This window comes from Cardiobacteriaceae bacterium TAE3-ERU3 (genome assembly GCA_019218315.1).
Classification (GTDB): Bacteria; Pseudomonadota; Gammaproteobacteria; order Cardiobacteriales; family Cardiobacteriaceae; genus JAHUUI01.
Genome location: JAHUUI010000003.1, coordinates 399,267 through 417,946, shown reverse-complemented (window position 1 = coordinate 417,946; position 18,680 = coordinate 399,267). Strand labels below are relative to the sequence as shown.

General features: G+C 49.0%; 18 protein-coding genes. 12 read left to right on the top strand and 6 right to left on the bottom strand.

All coding sequences use genetic code 11. The features are described 5' to 3' along the window. The first annotated feature begins 8 nt into the window (after positions 1-8). Genes nqrF through nqrM form a run of 3 tightly spaced genes read left to right on the top strand, consistent with a single transcriptional unit; the run spans position 9 to position 2,540 of the window. Complete coding sequence (nqrF, locus tag KRX19_08245) at positions 9-1,226, top strand: NADH:ubiquinone reductase (Na(+)-transporting) subunit F (GenBank protein ID MBV7435012.1); 1,218 nt, start codon at positions 9-11, stop codon at positions 1,224-1,226. Then, complete coding sequence (locus KRX19_08240; protein MBV7435011.1) at positions 1,227-2,309, top strand: FAD:protein FMN transferase; 1,083 nt, start codon at positions 1,227-1,229, stop codon at positions 2,307-2,309. Positions 2,310-2,312: 3 nt separating this feature from the next. Further along, positions 2,313-2,540: a (Na+)-NQR maturation NqrM gene (nqrM, locus tag KRX19_08235; protein ID MBV7435010.1), complete on the top strand. Its 228-nt coding sequence runs from the start codon at positions 2,313-2,315 to the stop codon at positions 2,538-2,540. Between the two features lie 67 nt (positions 2,541-2,607). Here nqrM and cls read toward each other — a convergent pair whose 3' ends face one another. The 3 genes from cls to KRX19_08220 all read right to left on the bottom strand — a co-directional run bounded on the left by cls (position 2,608) and on the right by KRX19_08220 (position 7,221). After that, on the bottom strand, positions 2,608-4,038 hold the full coding sequence (cls, locus tag KRX19_08230) for a cardiolipin synthase (GenBank protein MBV7435009.1): 1,431 nt from the start codon (positions 4,036-4,038) through the stop codon (positions 2,608-2,610). Positions 4,039-4,464: 426 nt separating this feature from the next. Beyond that, positions 4,465-5,781: an MATE family efflux transporter gene (locus KRX19_08225; GenBank protein MBV7435008.1), complete on the bottom strand. Its 1,317-nt coding sequence runs from the start codon at positions 5,779-5,781 to the stop codon at positions 4,465-4,467. A 15-nt stretch (positions 5,782-5,796) separates the two neighbouring features. Beyond that, positions 5,797-7,221, bottom strand: a complete 1,425-nt coding sequence (locus KRX19_08220; GenBank protein ID MBV7435007.1) for a hypothetical protein — start codon at positions 7,219-7,221, stop codon at positions 5,797-5,799. On the opposite strand from KRX19_08220, the gene hutC reads away from it, so the two are divergent. Beyond that, positions 7,220-7,999 (top strand): histidine utilization repressor, encoded by a 780-nt coding sequence (gene hutC, locus KRX19_08215; GenBank protein MBV7435006.1) that lies wholly within the window; start codon positions 7,220-7,222, stop codon positions 7,997-7,999. The genes KRX19_08220 and hutC overlap by 2 nt on opposite strands. A gap of 69 nt (positions 8,000-8,068) precedes the next feature. On the opposite strand, the gene KRX19_08210 is transcribed toward hutC, so the two are convergent. Beyond that, complete coding sequence (locus KRX19_08210; protein ID MBV7435005.1) at positions 8,069-9,469, bottom strand: sodium-dependent transporter; 1,401 nt, start codon at positions 9,467-9,469, stop codon at positions 8,069-8,071. 147 nt (positions 9,470-9,616) lie between these two features. Continuing rightward, positions 9,617-11,074 (bottom strand): anion permease, encoded by a 1,458-nt coding sequence (locus tag KRX19_08205; protein ID MBV7435004.1) that lies wholly within the window; start codon positions 11,072-11,074, stop codon positions 9,617-9,619. A 480-nt stretch (positions 11,075-11,554) separates the two neighbouring features. Here KRX19_08205 and frdA point away from each other — a divergent pair, with 480 nt between their 5' ends. The 5 genes from frdA (at position 11,555) to KRX19_08180 (ending at position 15,301) form a co-directional block, all read left to right on the top strand. Next, on the top strand, positions 11,555-13,321 hold the full coding sequence (gene frdA, locus KRX19_08200) for a fumarate reductase (quinol) flavoprotein subunit (GenBank protein ID MBV7435003.1): 1,767 nt from the start codon (positions 11,555-11,557) through the stop codon (positions 13,319-13,321). A 98-nt stretch (positions 13,322-13,419) separates the two neighbouring features. Continuing rightward, a complete protein-coding gene (locus tag KRX19_08195) occupies positions 13,420-14,172 on the top strand; it encodes a succinate dehydrogenase/fumarate reductase iron-sulfur subunit (protein MBV7435002.1) in 753 nt (250 codons plus the stop codon). After that, positions 14,169-14,564 carry a fumarate reductase subunit C gene (locus KRX19_08190; protein ID MBV7435001.1) on the top strand — a complete coding sequence of 132 codons (396 nt, stop codon included), beginning with the start codon at positions 14,169-14,171 and terminating at the stop codon, positions 14,562-14,564. The genes KRX19_08195 and KRX19_08190 overlap by 4 nt, the downstream gene beginning before the upstream one ends. A 10-nt stretch (positions 14,565-14,574) precedes the next feature. Beyond that, positions 14,575-14,925 carry a fumarate reductase subunit D gene (locus KRX19_08185; protein ID MBV7435000.1) on the top strand — a complete coding sequence of 117 codons (351 nt, stop codon included), beginning with the start codon at positions 14,575-14,577 and terminating at the stop codon, positions 14,923-14,925. 70 nt (positions 14,926-14,995) lie between these two features. After that, positions 14,996-15,301 (top strand): NUDIX domain-containing protein, encoded by a 306-nt coding sequence (locus KRX19_08180; GenBank protein ID MBV7434999.1) that lies wholly within the window; start codon positions 14,996-14,998, stop codon positions 15,299-15,301. Between the two features lie 110 nt (positions 15,302-15,411). Here KRX19_08180 and KRX19_08175 read toward each other — a convergent pair whose 3' ends face one another. Then, a complete protein-coding gene (locus KRX19_08175) occupies positions 15,412-16,488 on the bottom strand; it encodes a ribonuclease Z (protein MBV7434998.1) in 1,077 nt (358 codons plus the stop codon). A gap of 198 nt (positions 16,489-16,686) precedes the next feature. On the opposite strand from KRX19_08175, the gene orn reads away from it, so the two are divergent. From orn to KRX19_08160, 3 genes are all read left to right on the top strand, one after another. Continuing rightward, positions 16,687-17,220 carry an oligoribonuclease gene (gene orn, locus KRX19_08170; protein ID MBV7434997.1) on the top strand — a complete coding sequence of 178 codons (534 nt, stop codon included), beginning with the start codon at positions 16,687-16,689 and terminating at the stop codon, positions 17,218-17,220. 33 nt (positions 17,221-17,253) lie between these two features. Next, a complete protein-coding gene (locus KRX19_08165; protein MBV7434996.1) occupies positions 17,254-17,943 on the top strand; it encodes a response regulator in 690 nt (229 codons plus the stop codon). Between the two features lie 82 nt (positions 17,944-18,025). Further along, entirely contained in the window at positions 18,026-18,634 is a 609-nt protein-coding gene (locus KRX19_08160; protein MBV7434995.1) for a superoxide dismutase, read from the top strand. The last annotated feature ends 46 nt before the right edge of the window (positions 18,635-18,680 follow it).

The following is an 18,680-nucleotide window of genomic DNA, read 5'->3' as shown; positions in this document are numbered from 1 at the left end:
AGACAACTGTGGAAATACTCTATGGCGTAGTCGTCTTTACTCTACTGATTTTAATTCTTGCAGCGATTATCCTTGCAGCACGAAAATGGCTTGTACCTGAAGGTGATGTCACTATCACCGTCAATGACGAAAAAGAAATTAAGGTGCCGGCTGGCGGTAAGCTTCTTGGTGCGTTGGCCGAAGGTGGCCTTTATGTTTCCTCTGCCTGTGGTGGTGGCGGTAGCTGCGGCCAGTGTACGGTTAAAGTACATGAAGGCGGCGGTGAAATCCTGCCAACTGAGCTCAACCATATTTCCAAGCGTGAAGCGCGAGAAGGTGAGCGTCTGTCTTGTCAGGTGGCCGTCAAGGGCGACATGAAAGTTGAAGTTGATGAAGCAGTATTCGGGGTTAAAAAATGGGAATGTGAAGTCATTTCCAATGACAACGTAGCGACCTTTATCAAGGAACTGAAGCTTAAAATTCCTGATGGTGAATCTGTACCTTTCCGCGCTGGTGGTTACATTCAGATCGAGTGTGGCCCGTATGACATCAACTACAGCGATTACGATGTTGCAGATGAGTACCGTGAGGACTGGGAGAAATTTGGCCTGTTCAAGATTAATGCTGTCAACAACGAAGATGTTGTACGTGCTTATTCTATGGCGAACTATCCGGACGAGAAGGGGATTATCATGCTTAACGTCCGTATCGCATCACCACCGCCAGGCAACCCTAATGTTCCTGCGGGTAAGATGTCTTCCTTCATCTTTAACCTCAAGCCAGGTGACAAGGTAACTATTTCAGGTCCGTTTGGTGAGTTCTTTGCCAAAGATACTGATGCAGAAATGGTCTTCATCGGAGGCGGTGCCGGTATGGCGCCAATGCGCTCGCATATTTTCGATCAGTTGAAGCGACTCAATAGCAAGCGCAAGATCACATTCTGGTATGGTGCTCGCTCGAAGCGCGAAATGTTCTATGTTGAAGATTTCGACAAGCTTGCTGAAGAACACGATAACTTTGAGTGGCACGTCGCACTTTCTGACCCATTGCCGGAAGATAACTGGGATGGTTACACGGGCTTCATTCACAACGTTGTGTATGAGAACCACTTGAAAAACCATCCTGCACCGGAAGACTGCGAATACTATATGTGTGGTCCGCCAATTATGAACAAGTCTGTTATCGAGATGTTGCATAATCTTGGTGTTGAAGATGAAAATATCCTTCTGGATGATTTTGGAGGCTAAATGTTTGCTCTAAAACAAACAGCCTTTATGCCACTGCTTTGTGCAGTGGCATTATTTTGTGCGGCTTGTGATGATCAGAATGCGCAAAAAAAAGGCTCTCAAATTGCACAACATCAAGATGATGCTGTTGTTACCAAGCTCCATGGCGAAACGATGGGCACTTATTGGCAGGTTAGCATTGCCGATCCGGTTGCAGACGGAGAAGAAGTTCAGCGCCAGATTGAAGATGTATTGCTAGAGGTGAATCAGGATATGTCCACTTACATTCCTGATTCTGCAATCAGTACATTTAACCAGCGCAATGACAGTGCAGCACAGAAGATTAGCGCGGGATTTATGGCAAACGTGCTCGCTGCTCGTGAAATCAGCGAAGCGAGTGACGGTAGCTACGATATTACGGTTGGACCGTTGGTTAATTTATGGGGCTTTGGCCCTGATAAGGTAGCGGTCGCGCCAACACAAGCGCAAATTGACGAGGCATTGGCCAAAGTAGGCTATCAGCAGCTATTGATTGATGAGCAGGCTGGCACGATTGCTAAAGCAAACCCGGATATGAAGATTGATTTGTCATCAATCGCCAAAGGTTATGGCGTTGATGCAGTAGGGCAACGACTTGCTGATTTGAATTACCAAAATTATCTTGTTGATATTGGTGGTGAGCTGTTAGCGCGAGGGAATAAAAAAGGTGATCCGTGGCGCGTGGCAATTGAGCAGCCTGTCGATGGGCGTCATGTGCAGCAGGTCATTGAGCTTAATGACGGCCAAGGTGGGCAAACTGCATTGGCCACATCTGGCAATTATCGCAATTTTGTCGACTACGAGGGCACTCATGCGGTACATACCATTGATCCCCGCACTGGGCATAGTAGTCAGTCGCGTTTACTCTCGGTAACCGTTATTGCCGATGATTGCATGTATGCTGATGGTTATGCCACGGCGATGATGGCAATTGGTGCAGATGGTGCTGAAGCTTTCGCAGAAAAAGAGCATCTTGCAGTATTGTTTATCTATGCAGCTAAAGAGGCTGGCGAGGGCTTTGAAGTCGTGCAAAGTACCGCGTGGCGAGAACGATTCGGAGGATAGGCAATGTTTACAGTATTTATTGTGGTTTTTTCAGTCATGATGTTGACTGTAGTCATTATGGCTGTTGGGGTTATCTTTGGTCGTGCGCCAATTAAAGGTAGTTGTGGCGGCTTGAACAACGTTGGCGTTGAGCGCGCTTGTGGCTGTACAGAAGTTTGTGAGCAGGAAAATGCACCTTTAAAGGTTGAAGCAGCTGATGAAGGGCAATCCCCAGAAGTTTATCGCCCTTGATTGTTATTGACCTGGGAAATAGTATGGAAAGCCCTTGTGCTGTGTGCACAAGGGCATTTTTTTATCCTTAAAGTAGTGGCCCGATTGCGCCCATGGCGTTGTGCCACATGCGCTTGAAGTATGACCACTGCTGTACTTCTGTGAAAGTGACAGGCTGTGATTTTGAAATGTAATATTGCTGACGTTCCAGTACATCATGGGTCACTGTTTCATCTTGTAGCAGAATATTGTTCTCATAATTCAAGTCAAAGCTGCGCAAGTCGAGGTTAGTAGAGCCGATGAGGGTGACTTGATCGTCAATGGTTAGGGTTTTTGCGTGCAGTAGTCCTCCCTGATATTCGTGAATGGTAATGCCACTACTCAGTAGGTTGTAATAATGACTGCGGCTGACTGCTGCAACAATCCAGGAGTCGTTGCGCTCAGGAAAGATCAGGGTGACGTTGACACCGCGTAAAGCTGCTGAGCAAAGTGCATTTAGTAATAGTGCATCAGGAACAAAATAAGGTGTAGAAATGGTGAGGGTGTGTTTTGCACTGTCAATCAGGGTCATTAACAGCTGTGGTGTGGCTCGTTGGCGTTCGGTTGGCCCGAAGCCCATGACAGCAGCAGGGAACCCATCGCTCTGCTCTTTGATCGGTATGACGAAATTCTCTATTGGCTCATCATGATAGAGAAGCCAATCGCTGGCAAACAGCAATTTGCTTTGTGCGACAAGTGGCCCGCTACAACGCAAAAGTATATCGACCCATGGGGCGAATTTTGCTTTGACAGCAAAGGCCTCATCAGCACAATTTTGGCTGCCACAATAGACGATTTCATCATCAATAATGGTGATTTTTCGGTGATTGCGCAGGTCGATACGGCGGCGTAGAAGTGTGCGGAAAAAGTCATGGAATGGCAGCGCAATTTCGGTGATCACACCGGCATCTTTCATTGCTTGCCATTGAGGCGAATGAATGAAGGCGCGAGAGCCTAAGCCATCTACCATGGCTCGACACGTAACACCGCGTTTTGCTGCATCAATCATTGCTTCAGCAATATCAGTACCCGTTTTATCGTTGAGCCAAATGTAGTACAGGACGTTAATTTCTTTTGTTGCATTGCGCATGTCTTCGAGCATACGTGCACGAGCAGTTGCGCCATCAGCCATCAATTCTCCATTATTGCCATCAAGGGGGATAAATTGATTGATGGACCTGCTGTAGCGGAAGGCATTTCGCCATTGTTTTGTAATAAGTTGGTCGATACTGTCGTTTTTGCTGCTAAATACTTGTGGTGCAGCTTCGCGTAAACGGGTAAAGATAGTGGCATGGCGCTGGCGTGCACGTTTGTCCATTCGTGCTTCGCCAAATAAAAAGTAGGCAATATAGCCAGCAATAGGGACCAAAATTAAAACCATAAACCATGCCATACGTGCATCAGCAGCGATATCACGGCGTAAAAGCAGGCGAAGGGTTAATGCTGCAACACAGGCGATATGTAAAACAATCCAGATCATGAGCTCTCCTTAATTAATCTGATTGGTTGCATTATGCAATTTACAGTTGATGATCACAATCAGCAATTTTTGAGTTTTTATCAATGAAAATAATCTTGAGACCATGTAAATCCCCAGGCTTAGGCTCTAATTTCCCATATTTTTTAAGTATAGATAGAGTGTATGACAAGGTGCCTGATAGTCATGCGCTATACAACAATAATAGAAAAATTGGTTTCTATAGAGGCGCAGTCAGCTTATGAAAGTAGGAAATCCATATTTAAGCAAATAGCGTATTTGCTGCTCATGGGAACGAGATATGTGGGGGATAGAAGCCAAAGAGTAATTAGTGATTATTTAGCTATTATTTGATAAATTCCTGAGTGTGGAAGTGGTAAATATTTTAGTAGTAACAGTAATTAAGAGGCTGAGCCTGAGCATGGTGCGCTAGGGGTAAAGGTGGTGCTTGAGGCGTGGGGCAAGTATGATCGGGCGCAGCAGCAAGAAAACGTAGATCGCGAGCCACAGACCGTCGTTGCCGAATTGGTGGGTCAGTAGCCATGTCAGTGGCAAGGTAATCATGGCAATGATGAGCATGGCATTTCGTAGTGGGGCGGCTGCGGTAGCGCCGAAGTAGTAGCCGTCAGTCAGGTAACCGCCGACGCCGGCAAGAGGGAGCAAAATCGCCCACCATCGGTATTCAACAGCAATTCTGGCAACATCGCGAATATCGGTCATCAGGTGTAAATAGTGTGGAAATGCCAAAGCGTAAATAATCGTCAGTAGGCTGGCTGCAGTGATGCTGGCAATTGTGGTGCGGCGAATGACGTTGCGCAGTTGCTGGCGGTCGTTTGCGCCGATGCTTTGCCCGGTGAGGCTTTCCGCAGCAACGGCGATGCCGTCGAGCGCATAAGAGGCAATGGTGAGCAACCACAGCAAAATGACGTTGGCTGCGAGTATCGTTTCACCAAGCTGATTGCCCATGCGCTGGAACCAGCTCATGCACAAAACGAGCATGGTCGTGCGGATGAACAGGTCGCGGTTAAGCCCAAGTACAGCGCGGATTTCCGTCCAGCGGAAGATGCGCGCCCAGTCGGGGCGAAGGAAGTGATATTGATGTTGTCGTTGATGGCGCACGACCATGACAATACCGGCACTGAATGCCAGCGTATTGGCAAAAACGGTACCGAGTGCAACGCCTTTAATACCGAGATCGAAGCCATAAACCAGCAACAGGCTCAGCACAATATTGGCACTGGTAAGAATGGCTTGCTGAATGAGCAGGTATACGGTTTTTGATTGCCCTGCAAACCAGCCAATGGTGCAATAAATGCCGAGCTCAAAGGCTGCGCCCCACATGCGGGTGTGCATATACTCGGCGATCAGTTCTCCTGTGTGTTGATTGGCATTGAAATACCACTGTGCAAGGCGGACGATGGGGGCTTGTGCGGCAATAATGATGCCCGCAAGCAGGGCGGCAATGATCAGTGCACGCCACAGAATACGCTGAATTTTGCCGTGGTCGCCATTGCCGAGTGCTTGCGCACTGAGGCCCGATGTGGCGTATTGCAGGAAATTGAGGCTTGCATAGAGTAGGGCGAAGGCCGCTGCAGATAAGCCTAATGCACTGAGGTAGGCTGGATCCGGAAAGTGCCCCATGATCGCCGTATCGACCAAACCTTGTAGAGGCAGCAAAATATTTGCCGCGATGACCAGTAAGGCAATCGCGACGATACGGCGGTAAGTAACAGGGGTACTATGCATGATGAAATATCAGGATTAATCTCGCTTGGATGAAAGTTCGCGAATGATTTCAATATCAGGATGATCGGGATATTGTTGTATCATTGTGGCCGTCACTTCTCTGGCAATATCATAATTGCCCTTGAGCATCAGTGCCTGAATTACACAGCCGTAAATTTTCACCACATCCGGATGATCATCTTGACGCTTGCGGAAATCCTTGGCCAGTGCCAATACCGTATCCGGTTGCTTGTGCGCGAGTGCTTGTGCGGCCAAAGGGTAGATGTCGTTGGCGGCAATTTGCGCGTTGTTTTCACTTGCGAGCTCGAATAGCGCCTCGTCAACGAGCTGATAAAAGCGTTCGTGACCTTGGGCTGCAATATGAATAATGCGTGCTTGCAAAGCTGAGAATTTTCCTTGTTCGCCATTTTGTGGGTACCAGTTGTAAAGTCGCTGGTAAGCAGGGAAATAGCGCGGCGCGTGGGTTTCCGAGCGCGTATATGGCTCAAGCAAGGCAATTGCCTGATCGTATTCACGCCGTGCCCAGTGGCTATCAGCCTGATGCAGGTCATGAGCAAGGCGCTCTTTTTCACTATTACTCATGTCGCGGGTGTCGGCATCATAGAGCAGGCGAGCAACATGTTCGTTTGCAGCGGTATTTTCTGCTACGTCGCTTTCGACAAAATATCCAAGCCAGACAAAACCAAACATGGTCAAAAATTGCCCACCAATCAAAGTAAAGATAACGGCAACTGTGGAGAGTTGGCCAAAGAGTGCGTCAAACAATGTTGCTATCAGGCCAAAAACAAAACCAATGACGAATAGCAACAAGATGATCTTTGCCAGCTCCCATTTGCCCAGTAATTTGATTTTTTGTAGCCAGTTTTTTGGGCGAATCATTGCGCGGTAACTGAGCGTCTCAAGAAAGACGAGCGTTGATGCATACATGGCGTAACACACCGCGACAATGGCGACCAGCATGAACAAGGAGTTCAGCAATATGGCAACACTTGCACCGAGCATAGTGGCGAGCATGCTGATAAATATCATCAAAGTAATGATGATCATGGTGAGAACCAGGCTGATCACAATTGATCCACCGATAAATTTGCCAATGCCACCCCAGCCGATACGCCCAACCGGGTGCAGGCTGTCAGTCGTCATATCACCTTCGCTAATGCGCTTGGCACTGTCGAGGGATTTGGCGACGATCAGTACGGTAACCATTAGAGACAATATAACGTACAGGCTTAGTTCGCCGCTCACGGCGTTGAGCTGCTCCAGTAATGCCTCATTGGCAGCCGAAATAGTCGATGATTGTTGCAGTAATACTTGGGCCGCCTCGCTGAGTATGAAATGCTGAAGGAGGAAAACGGCAATACCTGAACCGACCCAGTATATGACCATGTTGCGCTGGAACATATAACGCATGGCATGGGTTAATTTTTTCGAGAGTGTCATGGCACTTTCTCCTTGGGCGCAAAAAAGTGCTATTGTGACTGATTGCCCCGTACACGCAACCCTAGATATGAAAAAAAACACCCATCGCACACCAGTTTACCAACAGATCAAGGCGCATATTTTGATGCATATCCATAATGGGCACTGGAAGTCTGGTGAGCAGATCCCGACGGAGCTGAAACTGGCTGCGGATTTTGATGTCTCGCGGATGACGGTTAATCGTGCTATTCAGGAGTTGGTCTCAGAGCGTGTGCTCGAACGAATACAGGGTTCAGGTACATTTGTTGCTCGACAAAAATTCAATACTACGCTGATTGAAATACACAATTTGGCTGAAGAAATCATCCAGCGAGGGCATGCTTATCGTGCTGAAGTGGTCACACAGCGTATGATCGAAGCCGATGATGAACTGGCGCAGATTTTTGATGTGGCAAAGGGCGCTGCTTTGGCTGAGGTATTTATCGTGCACTACGATAACGGTGAGGCATTGCAACTTGAGCAGCGCTGGGTCAATCCAGCCATTGCTCCAACGTTTATCGAACAGGATTTTACCGCCGTTAATACCAGTGCTTGGCTTATTGAGCATGTTCCACTTGAAAGTGGTCGTTATACCGTTGAGGCGCTAACTGCACCGCCTGATATTGCGCATCTGCTCAATATTGGCGTAGATAATCCGGCGCTGGTACTACGACGTGCAACTTGTTCTCAAGGAAAGGTTGTGACACACGTTGTGATGTGGCATCCCGGCGCGGCATATCAATTTAGTGGCACGCTATAGCTTGTCCATTACTAAAAAAGCAATAAAAAACCGGCGATAAACGCCGGTTTTTTGTGAGGTGTGTCAAGGTTATGCAGTAGCCGTTGAGCTATCTAGCATTGCCCACAGCCAATCAAGCCAGCCCAGCTGGTTGGCAAAGATCGCGAGTACGGCAATTGGTGCAACAAAGCGGACAACAAATATCCATAGAGCCCATGCAAAGCCGCGCAATTGCAATTCATCTTTGATGCTTTGCTGGCGCATGAACCAGCCAAAGAAGATGATGATACCGAGGCCGGTGATTGGCAGCATAAATTTAGCAGTGACGGTATCGAGTAGATCAAAGATATTGAGGTCGAAAAGTTTGATTTCTGACCAGCGGTTGAATGACAGCAATGCTGCAATACCCAGAGCCCATGTTCCGAGGCCGCCTACGATAGTAGCTGCGACACGATTGAGCGGGGTTTTTTCTTCAAGCATTTCAACGACTGGTTCCATTAAAGAAATGGCTGATGTCAGTGCAGCGAAGGTCAGCAGGACGAAGAACAGCATGCCGAGAATAAGGCCGCCACTGATGTTGCCAAAGGCAATTGGCAAAGTAGTAAAGATCAGCCCTGGGCCTTCATTGGTAGGCAGGCCATTGGCAAAGACGATTGGGAAGATGGCAAGGCCGGCAATCAGCGCGATGACGGTATCCATGATGATGACCACTGAAGCGGTACGCAGCAAGTTGACTTCGCGGCCAAGGTAAGAGCCGTAACTCATCATGATGCCCATACCGAGCGAGAGGGTAAAGAAGGCGTGACCAAGTGCCGAGAGGATGGTGTCTTTTTGGATCGCCCCCCAGTTTGGCGTGAAGAGATAATCTACGGCTTGTCCCATGCCGCCACTGAAGAAGCCATAGCCGACTAAAATCAGCAGGCAGATGCCGAGCAGGGGCATCAGGAATTTAGCAGCACGCTCAAGGCCACCTGAGACACCCATGGCAACGATAATAATGGTTAGTGCCATAAATGCGCTGTGCCAAGTCAGCAACTCTTGTGGGCTGGCGAGCATGGCGCCAAATGAATTACCAACCATTTCGCTGTTCATACCGTTAAAGTGACCTGAGCCAACTTGCATGATGTAGTTCAATGCCCAGCCGCCGATAACGCTGTAAAAAGATAAAATCAAAAATGCACCAAGTACACCGCTGACCCCAAAAACAGCCCATGCTTTGGGGCGAAGGTTATCTTCTGCAGCACTGCTCATCGCAGCAATCGGGTTACTTTGTCCGCGACGGCCGATTAACCACTCAGCAACGAGAATAGGGAAGCCAACAACAGCAATGCAGATCAAATAGGTGAATACGAACGCTGAGCCGCCGCCTTGTCCGACCATGTAAGGGAATTTCCAGATATTGCCCAGACCGACTGCAGAGCCGACCGCAGCCAGTATGAAGCCCATACGGCTGCCCCATTGGGCATGGGAGTGTTGTTGGTTTATCGACATGTTTCTTTTTCCTCGAAAAATTATGATGTGCTGGCAAAATATGAAAGCGCCAATATCCGGCGCACAACTTTTTATTATGACGGCAAATTAATTGTGCGGCAATGGATTATTTACGTTATTTATATGAATAGTGGTATGAGTATTGCCTCAGTAGTACCCGAGTAATTTCCACCACACTAGACCAGTACCGATCCATACGGCGCTATTAACCACACTCATGATAAAGCCGGCACGCCACCATTGACCGAGTGTAGCGTAGCCAGAATTGAAGATGACTGGTGCTGTCCCGGTGGCGTAGTGGGTAAGGCTCATCATCAGGTTGCCAACTGCGGCAAGGATCAGCGCAAATAGCATTGGTGGTGCGCCAAGGCTTAAGCCGGCTGCGTAGAATGCGGCAAACATTGCTGTGATGTGCGCGGTGGTGCTGGCGAAGAAATAATGCGAGTAGAGGTAGACGGCTGTCAGAATAACGACGGCAACAACCCAGCCTTGACCCAAAGAGCCGATAGCAGCCTGCATGTTGTTGGCAAACCAAGTGACGAGGCCGAGTTTGTTGAGGAAGGTTGCCATCATGATCAAGGCGCTGAACCACACGATGGTGTCCCATGCCGATTTTTCCTTGAGTACGTCTTCCCATTGCAAAACGCCACTGATCAAAAGCAGAGATATGCCGAGCAATGCAGTGGTTGCAGAGTGGAGCTTGAATCCGTCACCAAGTATCCGCGCAGGTACATCAGCCCAAAACAGCAGCAAAATGGCAAATACCCCAAGCATGATCCATTCGTCGCGCTTCATCTTGCCGAGCTCGCTCAGTTTGCTTTTGGCAAATTTGGAAGCGTCCGGTGTGGATTTTATTTCAGGGGTGAAGAATATATAGAGCACCAAGGGCATCAGGATCAGGCAGGCGAGGCCGGGGAGTAGCATTGCCAGCGCCCAAGTCGTCCAAGTCAGCTCTATTTCCGCACCCGTCAGCTCAGAAACGAATTTTACCACCAGTGGGTTGGGCGCGGTCGCAGTAATGAACATGCCTGAGGTGATTGGGTTGGTGTTGAAATTGACTAGTGCGAGGTAGCGCCCGATTTTTCCGCTGGTGCCTGCTTCGGGTGATGAATTGAAGCTGCCTGCAATCGCGCGCATGATGGGATGGATGATGCCACCGCCGCGTGCGGTATTGGACGGTGTAATCGGTGCAATCGCCAGCTCCGCGGCTGTGAGCGAGTAGGCGATGCCAATGGTCTTTTTGCCAAACAGAGAAATGAAATAATAGCCGAGCCGTGCGCCGAGGCCGGTTTTGATCAGGCCGCGAGAAATCATAATCGAAAACCCGATCAGCCAAATTAGTGGGCTGGAAAAGCTCGACAGGACGTTTTTGATCGAGTCAGCTGAATTATCAGCCGTAACCCCGGTAACCGCGACAATAGCCATGGAGATGATGGCGAGTGCGCCAATGGGCAGTGCTTTGCCGATAATTGCAGCGATGGTCGCAACAAAAATGGCGAGTAGGTGCCAAGCATTTGTATCGACGCCTTGTGGTACTGGAATAACGAACCAAATTAATGACCCGATAGCGATTGCTACAAGCGTTGGTATGAGTTTAAAAGGCATTGCGTTACTCCTTTGTTGCTGAGCGTGGTGATTCCAAATAGCGTGTTAGATAGTGATCTTGGCAAGAAATACAGCAGCATGATGGCAGTCACAATACCGCTGTGGCTTTTATTTGGCTGGCCACTGAAACAGCCGCTACTGGCTGCTTTGCATGAATCCCGTTTGCATAGGCAACGTCGTGAATAATGAATGGATAGCGAAATTATTGATTGCATCCAACACATTGCCCACCTCTGATATCAGTAAGTAAATTACTACAAAATAATAACGACTTAATGATAAATATTTTATTTATTTGCTTATTCTATCCGAAAAATTTATTTCATCGTATGAGATTAACCTTTATAAACATAATGTTAATATTTAATAAACAACTAAATGATATTGCATCTTATCTCTATTGTTGTAAGTAGATAATTATATAAATGTATATGTAATTTGTTATAATAATCTCAAAAATACAATATGAGGCCAACGAATATGGATATTATCCAAACAGATGTCGCCATCATCGGTGGCGGGGGTGCCGGACTCAGGGCTGCTATTGAAATTGCGCGCGCTGCACCGGATAAGACCGTAACCCTGATTTCTAAAGTGTATCCAATGCGCAGCCATACTGTCGCCGCTGAGGGTGGCTCGGCAGGTGTTGTGCGTGATGACGACTCACTCGATAATCACTTCAACGATACTGTCTCTGGCGGTGACTGGCTGTGCGAGCAGGACGTAGTGCAATACTTCGTCGAGCACGCTACCGAAGAAATGATTCAGATGGAGCATTGGGGTTGCCCTTGGTCGCGCTTGCCCGATGGTCGCGCCAACGTACGCCGCTTTGGCGGGATGAAGATTCCGCGCACCTGGTTTGCGGCGGATAAGACGGGCTTCCACATGCTGCATACCCTGTTCCAAACCTCGATGCAGTTCCCCAATATTCACCGCCTTGACGAGCATTTCGCCCTTGATCTGGTCATCGAAGACGGCGCAGTTGCCGGTGTGCTGTGCTACGACGTGCAAAACGGCGTCAAGCGCGGCGTTCAGGCGCAAAGCGTGATCATTGCGACTGGCGGTGCAGGGCGCGTGTATGCCTTTAATACCAACGGTGGTATTGTGACCGGCGACGGCATGGCGCTTGCGTATCGCCACGGCGTACCGCTGCGTGACATGGAATTTGTTCAGTATCACCCGACCGGCTTGCCGGGTTCGGGCATCCTGATGACCGAAGGTTGTCGTGGTGAAGGCGGTATCCTCACTAATAAGGATGGCTACCGCTATCTGCAAGACTACGGCCTTGGCCCTGAAACGCTGGTTGGCGAGCCGAAGAACAAATATATGGAACTCGGCCCGCGTGACCGCCTGTCGCAAGCGTTCTACCATGAGTGGAAGAAAGGCCGCACCGTGCAGAATCCGCGCGGTGATGTGGTCAATCTCGATCTGCGCCATCTCGGTAAGGACTACCTTGAAGAGCGCCTGCCGTTTATTTGCTCGCTGGCGAAGAAATTTGTCGGCGTCGATCCGGTGACTGATCCGATTCCGGTACGCCCGACCGCGCACTACACCATGGGCGGCATCGAAACCAATCAGCGTTGTGCGACCCGCATCAATGGTCTGTTTGCGGTAGGTGAATGTTCGTCGGTCGGTTTGCACGGCGCGAACCGCCTTGGCTCGAACTCGCTTGCTGAACTGTGCGTATTCGGTAAAGTTGCTGGTGAAGCCGCGCTGGAGCATGCCAAAGCTCACTCAGCCGAAATGAGCAAAGAGCAATTTACACAGCTCGCTGAAAAGGCGTACCAGCCATACGGCGAATTGCTCAACCGCAGCAATGGCACAGAAAAACCGGCCGACATCCGCAATGCACTGGGTGAAATGATGGAAGCCAACGTCGGTATCTACCGCAGCGCGGAAAACAGCGAAGACGCAATCAAGGCAATAGCAGAGCTCAAAGCGCGTTATCAGAATATTCGCGTCAGTGACCATAGCGCCATTTTCAACACCGATTGGCTGACCACGATTGAGCTTGGTTATCTGCTAGACGTTGCCGAAACAATGATTTACAGCGCTGCCAACCGTACTGAGTCGCGCGGTTCGCATCAGCGCCTCGACTATCCTGATCGTGATGACGAACGCTTCCTCAAGCACTCGCTCGCGTTCTACAGCGCCGATGGTGCGCCGCGTATTGATTACAGTGATGTCCTGATCACCAAATCACAGCCGGCGCAGCGGGCATACGGTGCCGCAGGCGACAAGAAATGATAGCTGCTGTGTTCACGTTCATTGCGTACAAACGCTGTGATTGAACGTGTCGCCGCACTGTTATCAAGATGGATTTGAACGAATAAGGTAGAAACATCATGAGCAAAATTAAAATAGAAGTTATGCGCTACCGCCCCGAACAGGACGACGAGCCTTGGGCGCAAAGCTTTGACGTTGAATGGACGCAAGATATGTCCATCCTCGACGCATTGGGGCTGATCAAAGACGAAATGGAACCTGAGCTCGCTTATCGCTGGTCGTGCCGTATGGAAGTGTGCGGCTCGTGCGGCATGGTCGTCAACGGCGTGCCCAAGCTCGCCTGCTCGACCTTCGTGCGCGATTACGTCGACGAAGGCAAGATCACCATTGCACCGCTTGATCAGATGCCGATTGAAAAAGACCTAATCGTCGACGTCAACCCGTTTGTTGAAAAGCTTGCTTCAGTCACGCCCTATATCGTGCCGAAAAAAGCACGCAGCTTAGAAGAAAAAGAATACAAACAGACGCCGAAGCAGCTCGCTAAATTCAAGCAATACACCATGTGCATCAATTGTATGCTCTGCTATCAGGCGTGCCCGCAGGTGGGTATTAATGCCGACTTCCTCGGCCCGGCTGCAATCTCACTCGCACACCGCTACAACCTCGATAACCGTGACGGCGGTGATAAGCGCCGGGCTGATGAGTTGAACAAGGAAAATGGCGTATGGCCATGCACCTTTGTTGGCTACTGCTCGGAAGTCTGCCCGAAACACGTCGATCCTGCCGGTGCTATCCAGCAAGCGAAAGCCGCAGCCGTACCACACTGGCTGATGTCGCTGGCTGACCGTGAAGAAGAGGAGGCTACATCATGAAACGCAAGCCATATAAAAAGCCGCAGCCAGCTAACTGGTATATGGAAAATACCTTTTTCAAGGTGTACATGCTGCGCGAACTGACCAGCGTGCCGGTCGCGCTTGCCGCGCTCAACTTGTTCTGGGGCATTGCCGCATTGGCACGGCCAACTATTGACGCTTGGCACAGCTGGCTCGCGTTGCAGACCAGTCCGCTGTTTATCATCTTTAACATCATTGCCATCATCGCCGCGCTGTTTAACTCGGTGAAATGGTTTGAAGCAATGCCAAAAGCGATCCGTATTCAGAAGGGTGAAAAATTCGTCCCTGATAACCTCATGATTATGGGCAACTGGGTCACTTTTGCCGGTATCAGCGTGGTGATGTTGATCGTCTTCATCCTATTGGCATAAGGAGTTCGATATGAAACACAAACATATGAAGCCAATTTATTGGGGATTGTTCTCGGTCGGCGGTACTACAGCGGCATTGTTCCTTGCACCACTGGTGCTGATTATGTGCATTCTGTTGCCACTCGGCACGCTTGGCAACCCTGATACGTTCTATCAAAATGCGCACGGCTGGATGAGCAATTGGTTCGTTTACCTCATTGCTGCCGGATTGATATTCACCTTCCTGTGGCATGGTGTACACCGCTTTTACTATATCCTGCACGACATGCACATCCATGTTGGCAGTAAAACCCGCTGGGGGTTCTACGCCTTTGCGGTTGCGGCATTGCTGATCACACTTTACGTTGGCTGGTTTGCCTGATCCGCTAACAATACTGAAAAAGCCCGCTTCGGCGGGCTTTTTTGTGTCTTAATTACTTGGTAATTGAGTTATGGAATCACAAAGCAAGGTTGATATTTCATTTGCCAGTGGTGATCAAAAAAATAATTACCGCGTGGCTGCGCTGATGGTCTCTGATGGCAAGCTGCTTGCTATGCGCGATAGCCAAAGCAGTTATTTATATTTGCCTGGTGGGCGTGTGCAAATGGGAGAAGCAGCAGAGCCAGCCATCATGCGTGAACTCAAAGAAGATCTTCACATCAGTGCACAAATTGAGCACCCTTTATGGCTGAGCCAGTCATTTTTCACGAGGCTGATGGCGGCAAAGATTATCATGAATTGTGTGTGTATTTTTTAGTGCAAGCGTGTGATGACTTATTGGTGAGAGGCCGCACCTTCATGGCTACTGTTTTTGAAAGACAAGATATTTGATTTTCCCGAAAGCCTAACAATATTGGTAGAGCGCCATTAAGAAATATCTGTTCTCTTGACTTCGCCATCATGGCTAATCTCGAATTGGGCAAAATCCTCAGCCAACCATAAGTTGCCATGATATTGCGCTTCGGCTTCTGCGCGAATATGCGCCATGTTTGCCGTCTTGTGTGCGATGTCCTCAAATAGCTGATAGCGTGCGGAAAAGTGGGTCAAGATGAGGTTTGGTAATTGAATTTTTTGTGCGAAAGCAGCCACTTGTGCAGCGGTGCTATGCTTTGGATCGAGCTGCTGACCACTATCGATACGCGCTTGAATACGTTCGTGTACGTCTTGGGTGTAAGTCGCTTCATGTACCAGCAAGCTGGCATTATCTATTAATGGCAATAATAAGTCGGCATCGTCGTTATCGCCTGCGACAACAATGTGCAAACTATGCGTTTCTACTTTGATGTAATCAGCTGCGCGTAACTGCTCACCGGTTTCCGTATGGACATCTAGCCCCTTAAACAGTTGCCCCCAGATTACACCACGAGCGATGCCTGCGTGTTCGAGCTTTGCGGTATCGAGCTTTTGGTGGTCGGTGTGCTGGGTCAGCGCGAATGCAAATGACGCAACACGGTGTGATAGTGGTGTGATGCTGATGTCGAGATGGTGTTGCTCAGTAAAGTTCAGGCGGTGATGTGGTGCTGCGCTATTTGTCAGTAGATCCTCTATTGCGAGAAAGGTGACGGGGTAGGGTAAGAATAGTTCTGTGGCTTGGCGTAAGGTATCGAGTAAAGTGCCAATTGCTTTGGGTGCAATCAAGGTTAGCGGTTCACTGCGCCCGGCCATTGCCATGCTCGCCAGCAAACCCGGCAGGCCGTAGCAATGGTCACCATGTACGTGGGTAATGCAAATAGCCTGTAAGTCCAACAAAGACAACTTGCTGCGCAAAAGCTGATGCTGTGTACCTTCACCGCAATCAATTAGCACCCACGGACGATGCTTTTGCGCGGCTTTACGCTTGGCATGGTGCGCATACGGGTCAAAGCACACCACAGCCAAGGCTGAGACGTTGCGTTGTTTGGTGGGTACACCTGCGGATGTGCCGAGAAAGGTTAAATAAAACATATAGCGGATAGTGTGTGTTGTTTATGTGGCTTTGGTGAGGTGTGGGAGAAGTTCTTGTTACTGTGATGGCCAATGCACCCATTTGGGATGCCGGAAATTATAATTAAATTCACTTACGTATATAAGTAGGGAAGCTTGCTTATGTCTGTCTGGTGAATCTGATAAACTGCCGTTTTATTTTAAGTTACACCATACTTCATGTCTGCAAAACACAATCTCATCTGGATTGATCTGGAAATGACCGGCCTCGACAGCCAGAATGATCAGATTATCGAAATCGCGACCATCATTACTGATGGTGAGCTCAATATCCTCGCAGAAGGTCCCGTTATCGCCATTCATCAGCCTGACGAGATTATGGACAATCTCGACGAATGGAATACCCATTATCACGGTAAGTCCGGCTTGATTGATCGCGTTAAGGCGAGTACTTACAGCACTGCGCAGGCCGAGGCCGAGACGCTGGAATTCGTAAAGCAGCACGTCGCACAACGTCAATCGCCAATGTGCGGTAACAGTATCTGCCAAGATCGCCGCTTTATGGCGCGGCTGATGCCTGATTTAGAGCACTATTTCCATTATCGCAACCTCGATGTGTCGACGCTCAAAGAGCTAGTCAAGCGCTGGTATCCAGATAAGCTTTATCAAAAGCAGAGTACCCACGTTGCATTGGCCGATATTAAAGATTCCATTGATGAGTTACGCCATTACCGGCAGCATGTTTTCAAGTAAATAATTCACAGGTACATAATCAGGATTCTAATCATGAGTGCGCATATTCTCATTGTTGAAGACGAAAGTGGTATTCGCCAGCTGATCACCTTTGGGCTTGCGGAAGGTGGTTATCAGTTTAGCGAAGCCAGATCTTTGCAAAGCGCTAATCTCGCTTTGAATGAAGCCAAACCGGATCTCATTATCCTCGACTGGATGTTGCCCGATGGCAATGGCATTACACTGCTGCGTGAATTGCGCCAGCGTAAAGCCACGGCCAAATTGCCAATTATCATGCTTACTGCTCGTTCTGCAGAAGAAGACATCATCAAAGGCCTTGATAATGGTGCTGATGATTACCTGACCAAGCCATTCTCCGTCGCGGAACTCAAGGCACGAGTCAGTGCTTTGCTAAGGCGCAGCAATGAAGGAAAGCCGGTCACCCTGACTTATGAAGCGATCACCGTTGATACCGATAGCCACGAAGTATGCTACAACGGTCAGCCCATTGAATTGCATCGCCGTGAGTACCAACTTCTCACCACGTTTATCTCACAGCCGGGCAAAGTGCATCAGCGTGAGCAATTGCTTGAGAAAGTATGGGGCGAGTATGCAGACGTTGGTGATCGCGCTGTGGATGTTGCGATTCGCCGTTTGCGTAAAGCTTTTGAAGAAGCTGGCTACGACTTACCACTGACCACTATCCGTGGCGTTGGCTATAAATTGGACAAGATCTCTGATTAACACATTGCCATGTGCTTGAAATTTGTCATCGCGGTAACTACTTTATGTGGTGACATTTAAAAACAACACATGAGGCAAATACATGTCATTTACATTCCCGGAACTGCCGTATGATTATGCGGCACTAGAGCCTGTCATTGACAGCGAAACCATGCACTTGCATTACGACAAGCACCACAAGGGCTACTTCGACAAGTTCACCGCAGCGATTGAAGGCACTGAACTTGAAGACAAAAGCTTTGAGGAAATCTTTGGCAATATTTCAAGCGCCAGTGGCGCAGTGCGCAATAACGGTGGTGGCTTCTTTAACCACGTTGTTTACTGGCGCAGCATGAGCCCGAATGGTGGCGGTGAGCCTACTGGCGAGCTCGCGGAAGCCATTAAAGAAACTTTTGGCAGCTTTGATGGGTTTAAAGAGAAATTCAAAGAAGCAGCAACAGGTCAATTTGGCTCAGGTTGGGCTTGGCTGATTGTTGATGAAGCGGGCAAACTTGCCATCACCAACACGGCCAATCAGGATAATCCGTTGATGGATGTCGTTGAAGAACGCGGCACACCTCTCCTGGGTTGTGACGTATGGGAGCACGCCTACTACCTGAACTATAATAACCGCCGCCCAGATTACATCGACGCGTGGTGGAAAGTGGTTAATTGGGAGTACGCCGCTGAGCAGTACGCACAAGCGAAATAACCTAAATTGATACGGTCTTGCGCCGTAGTGCTGACGCTGAAAGGCA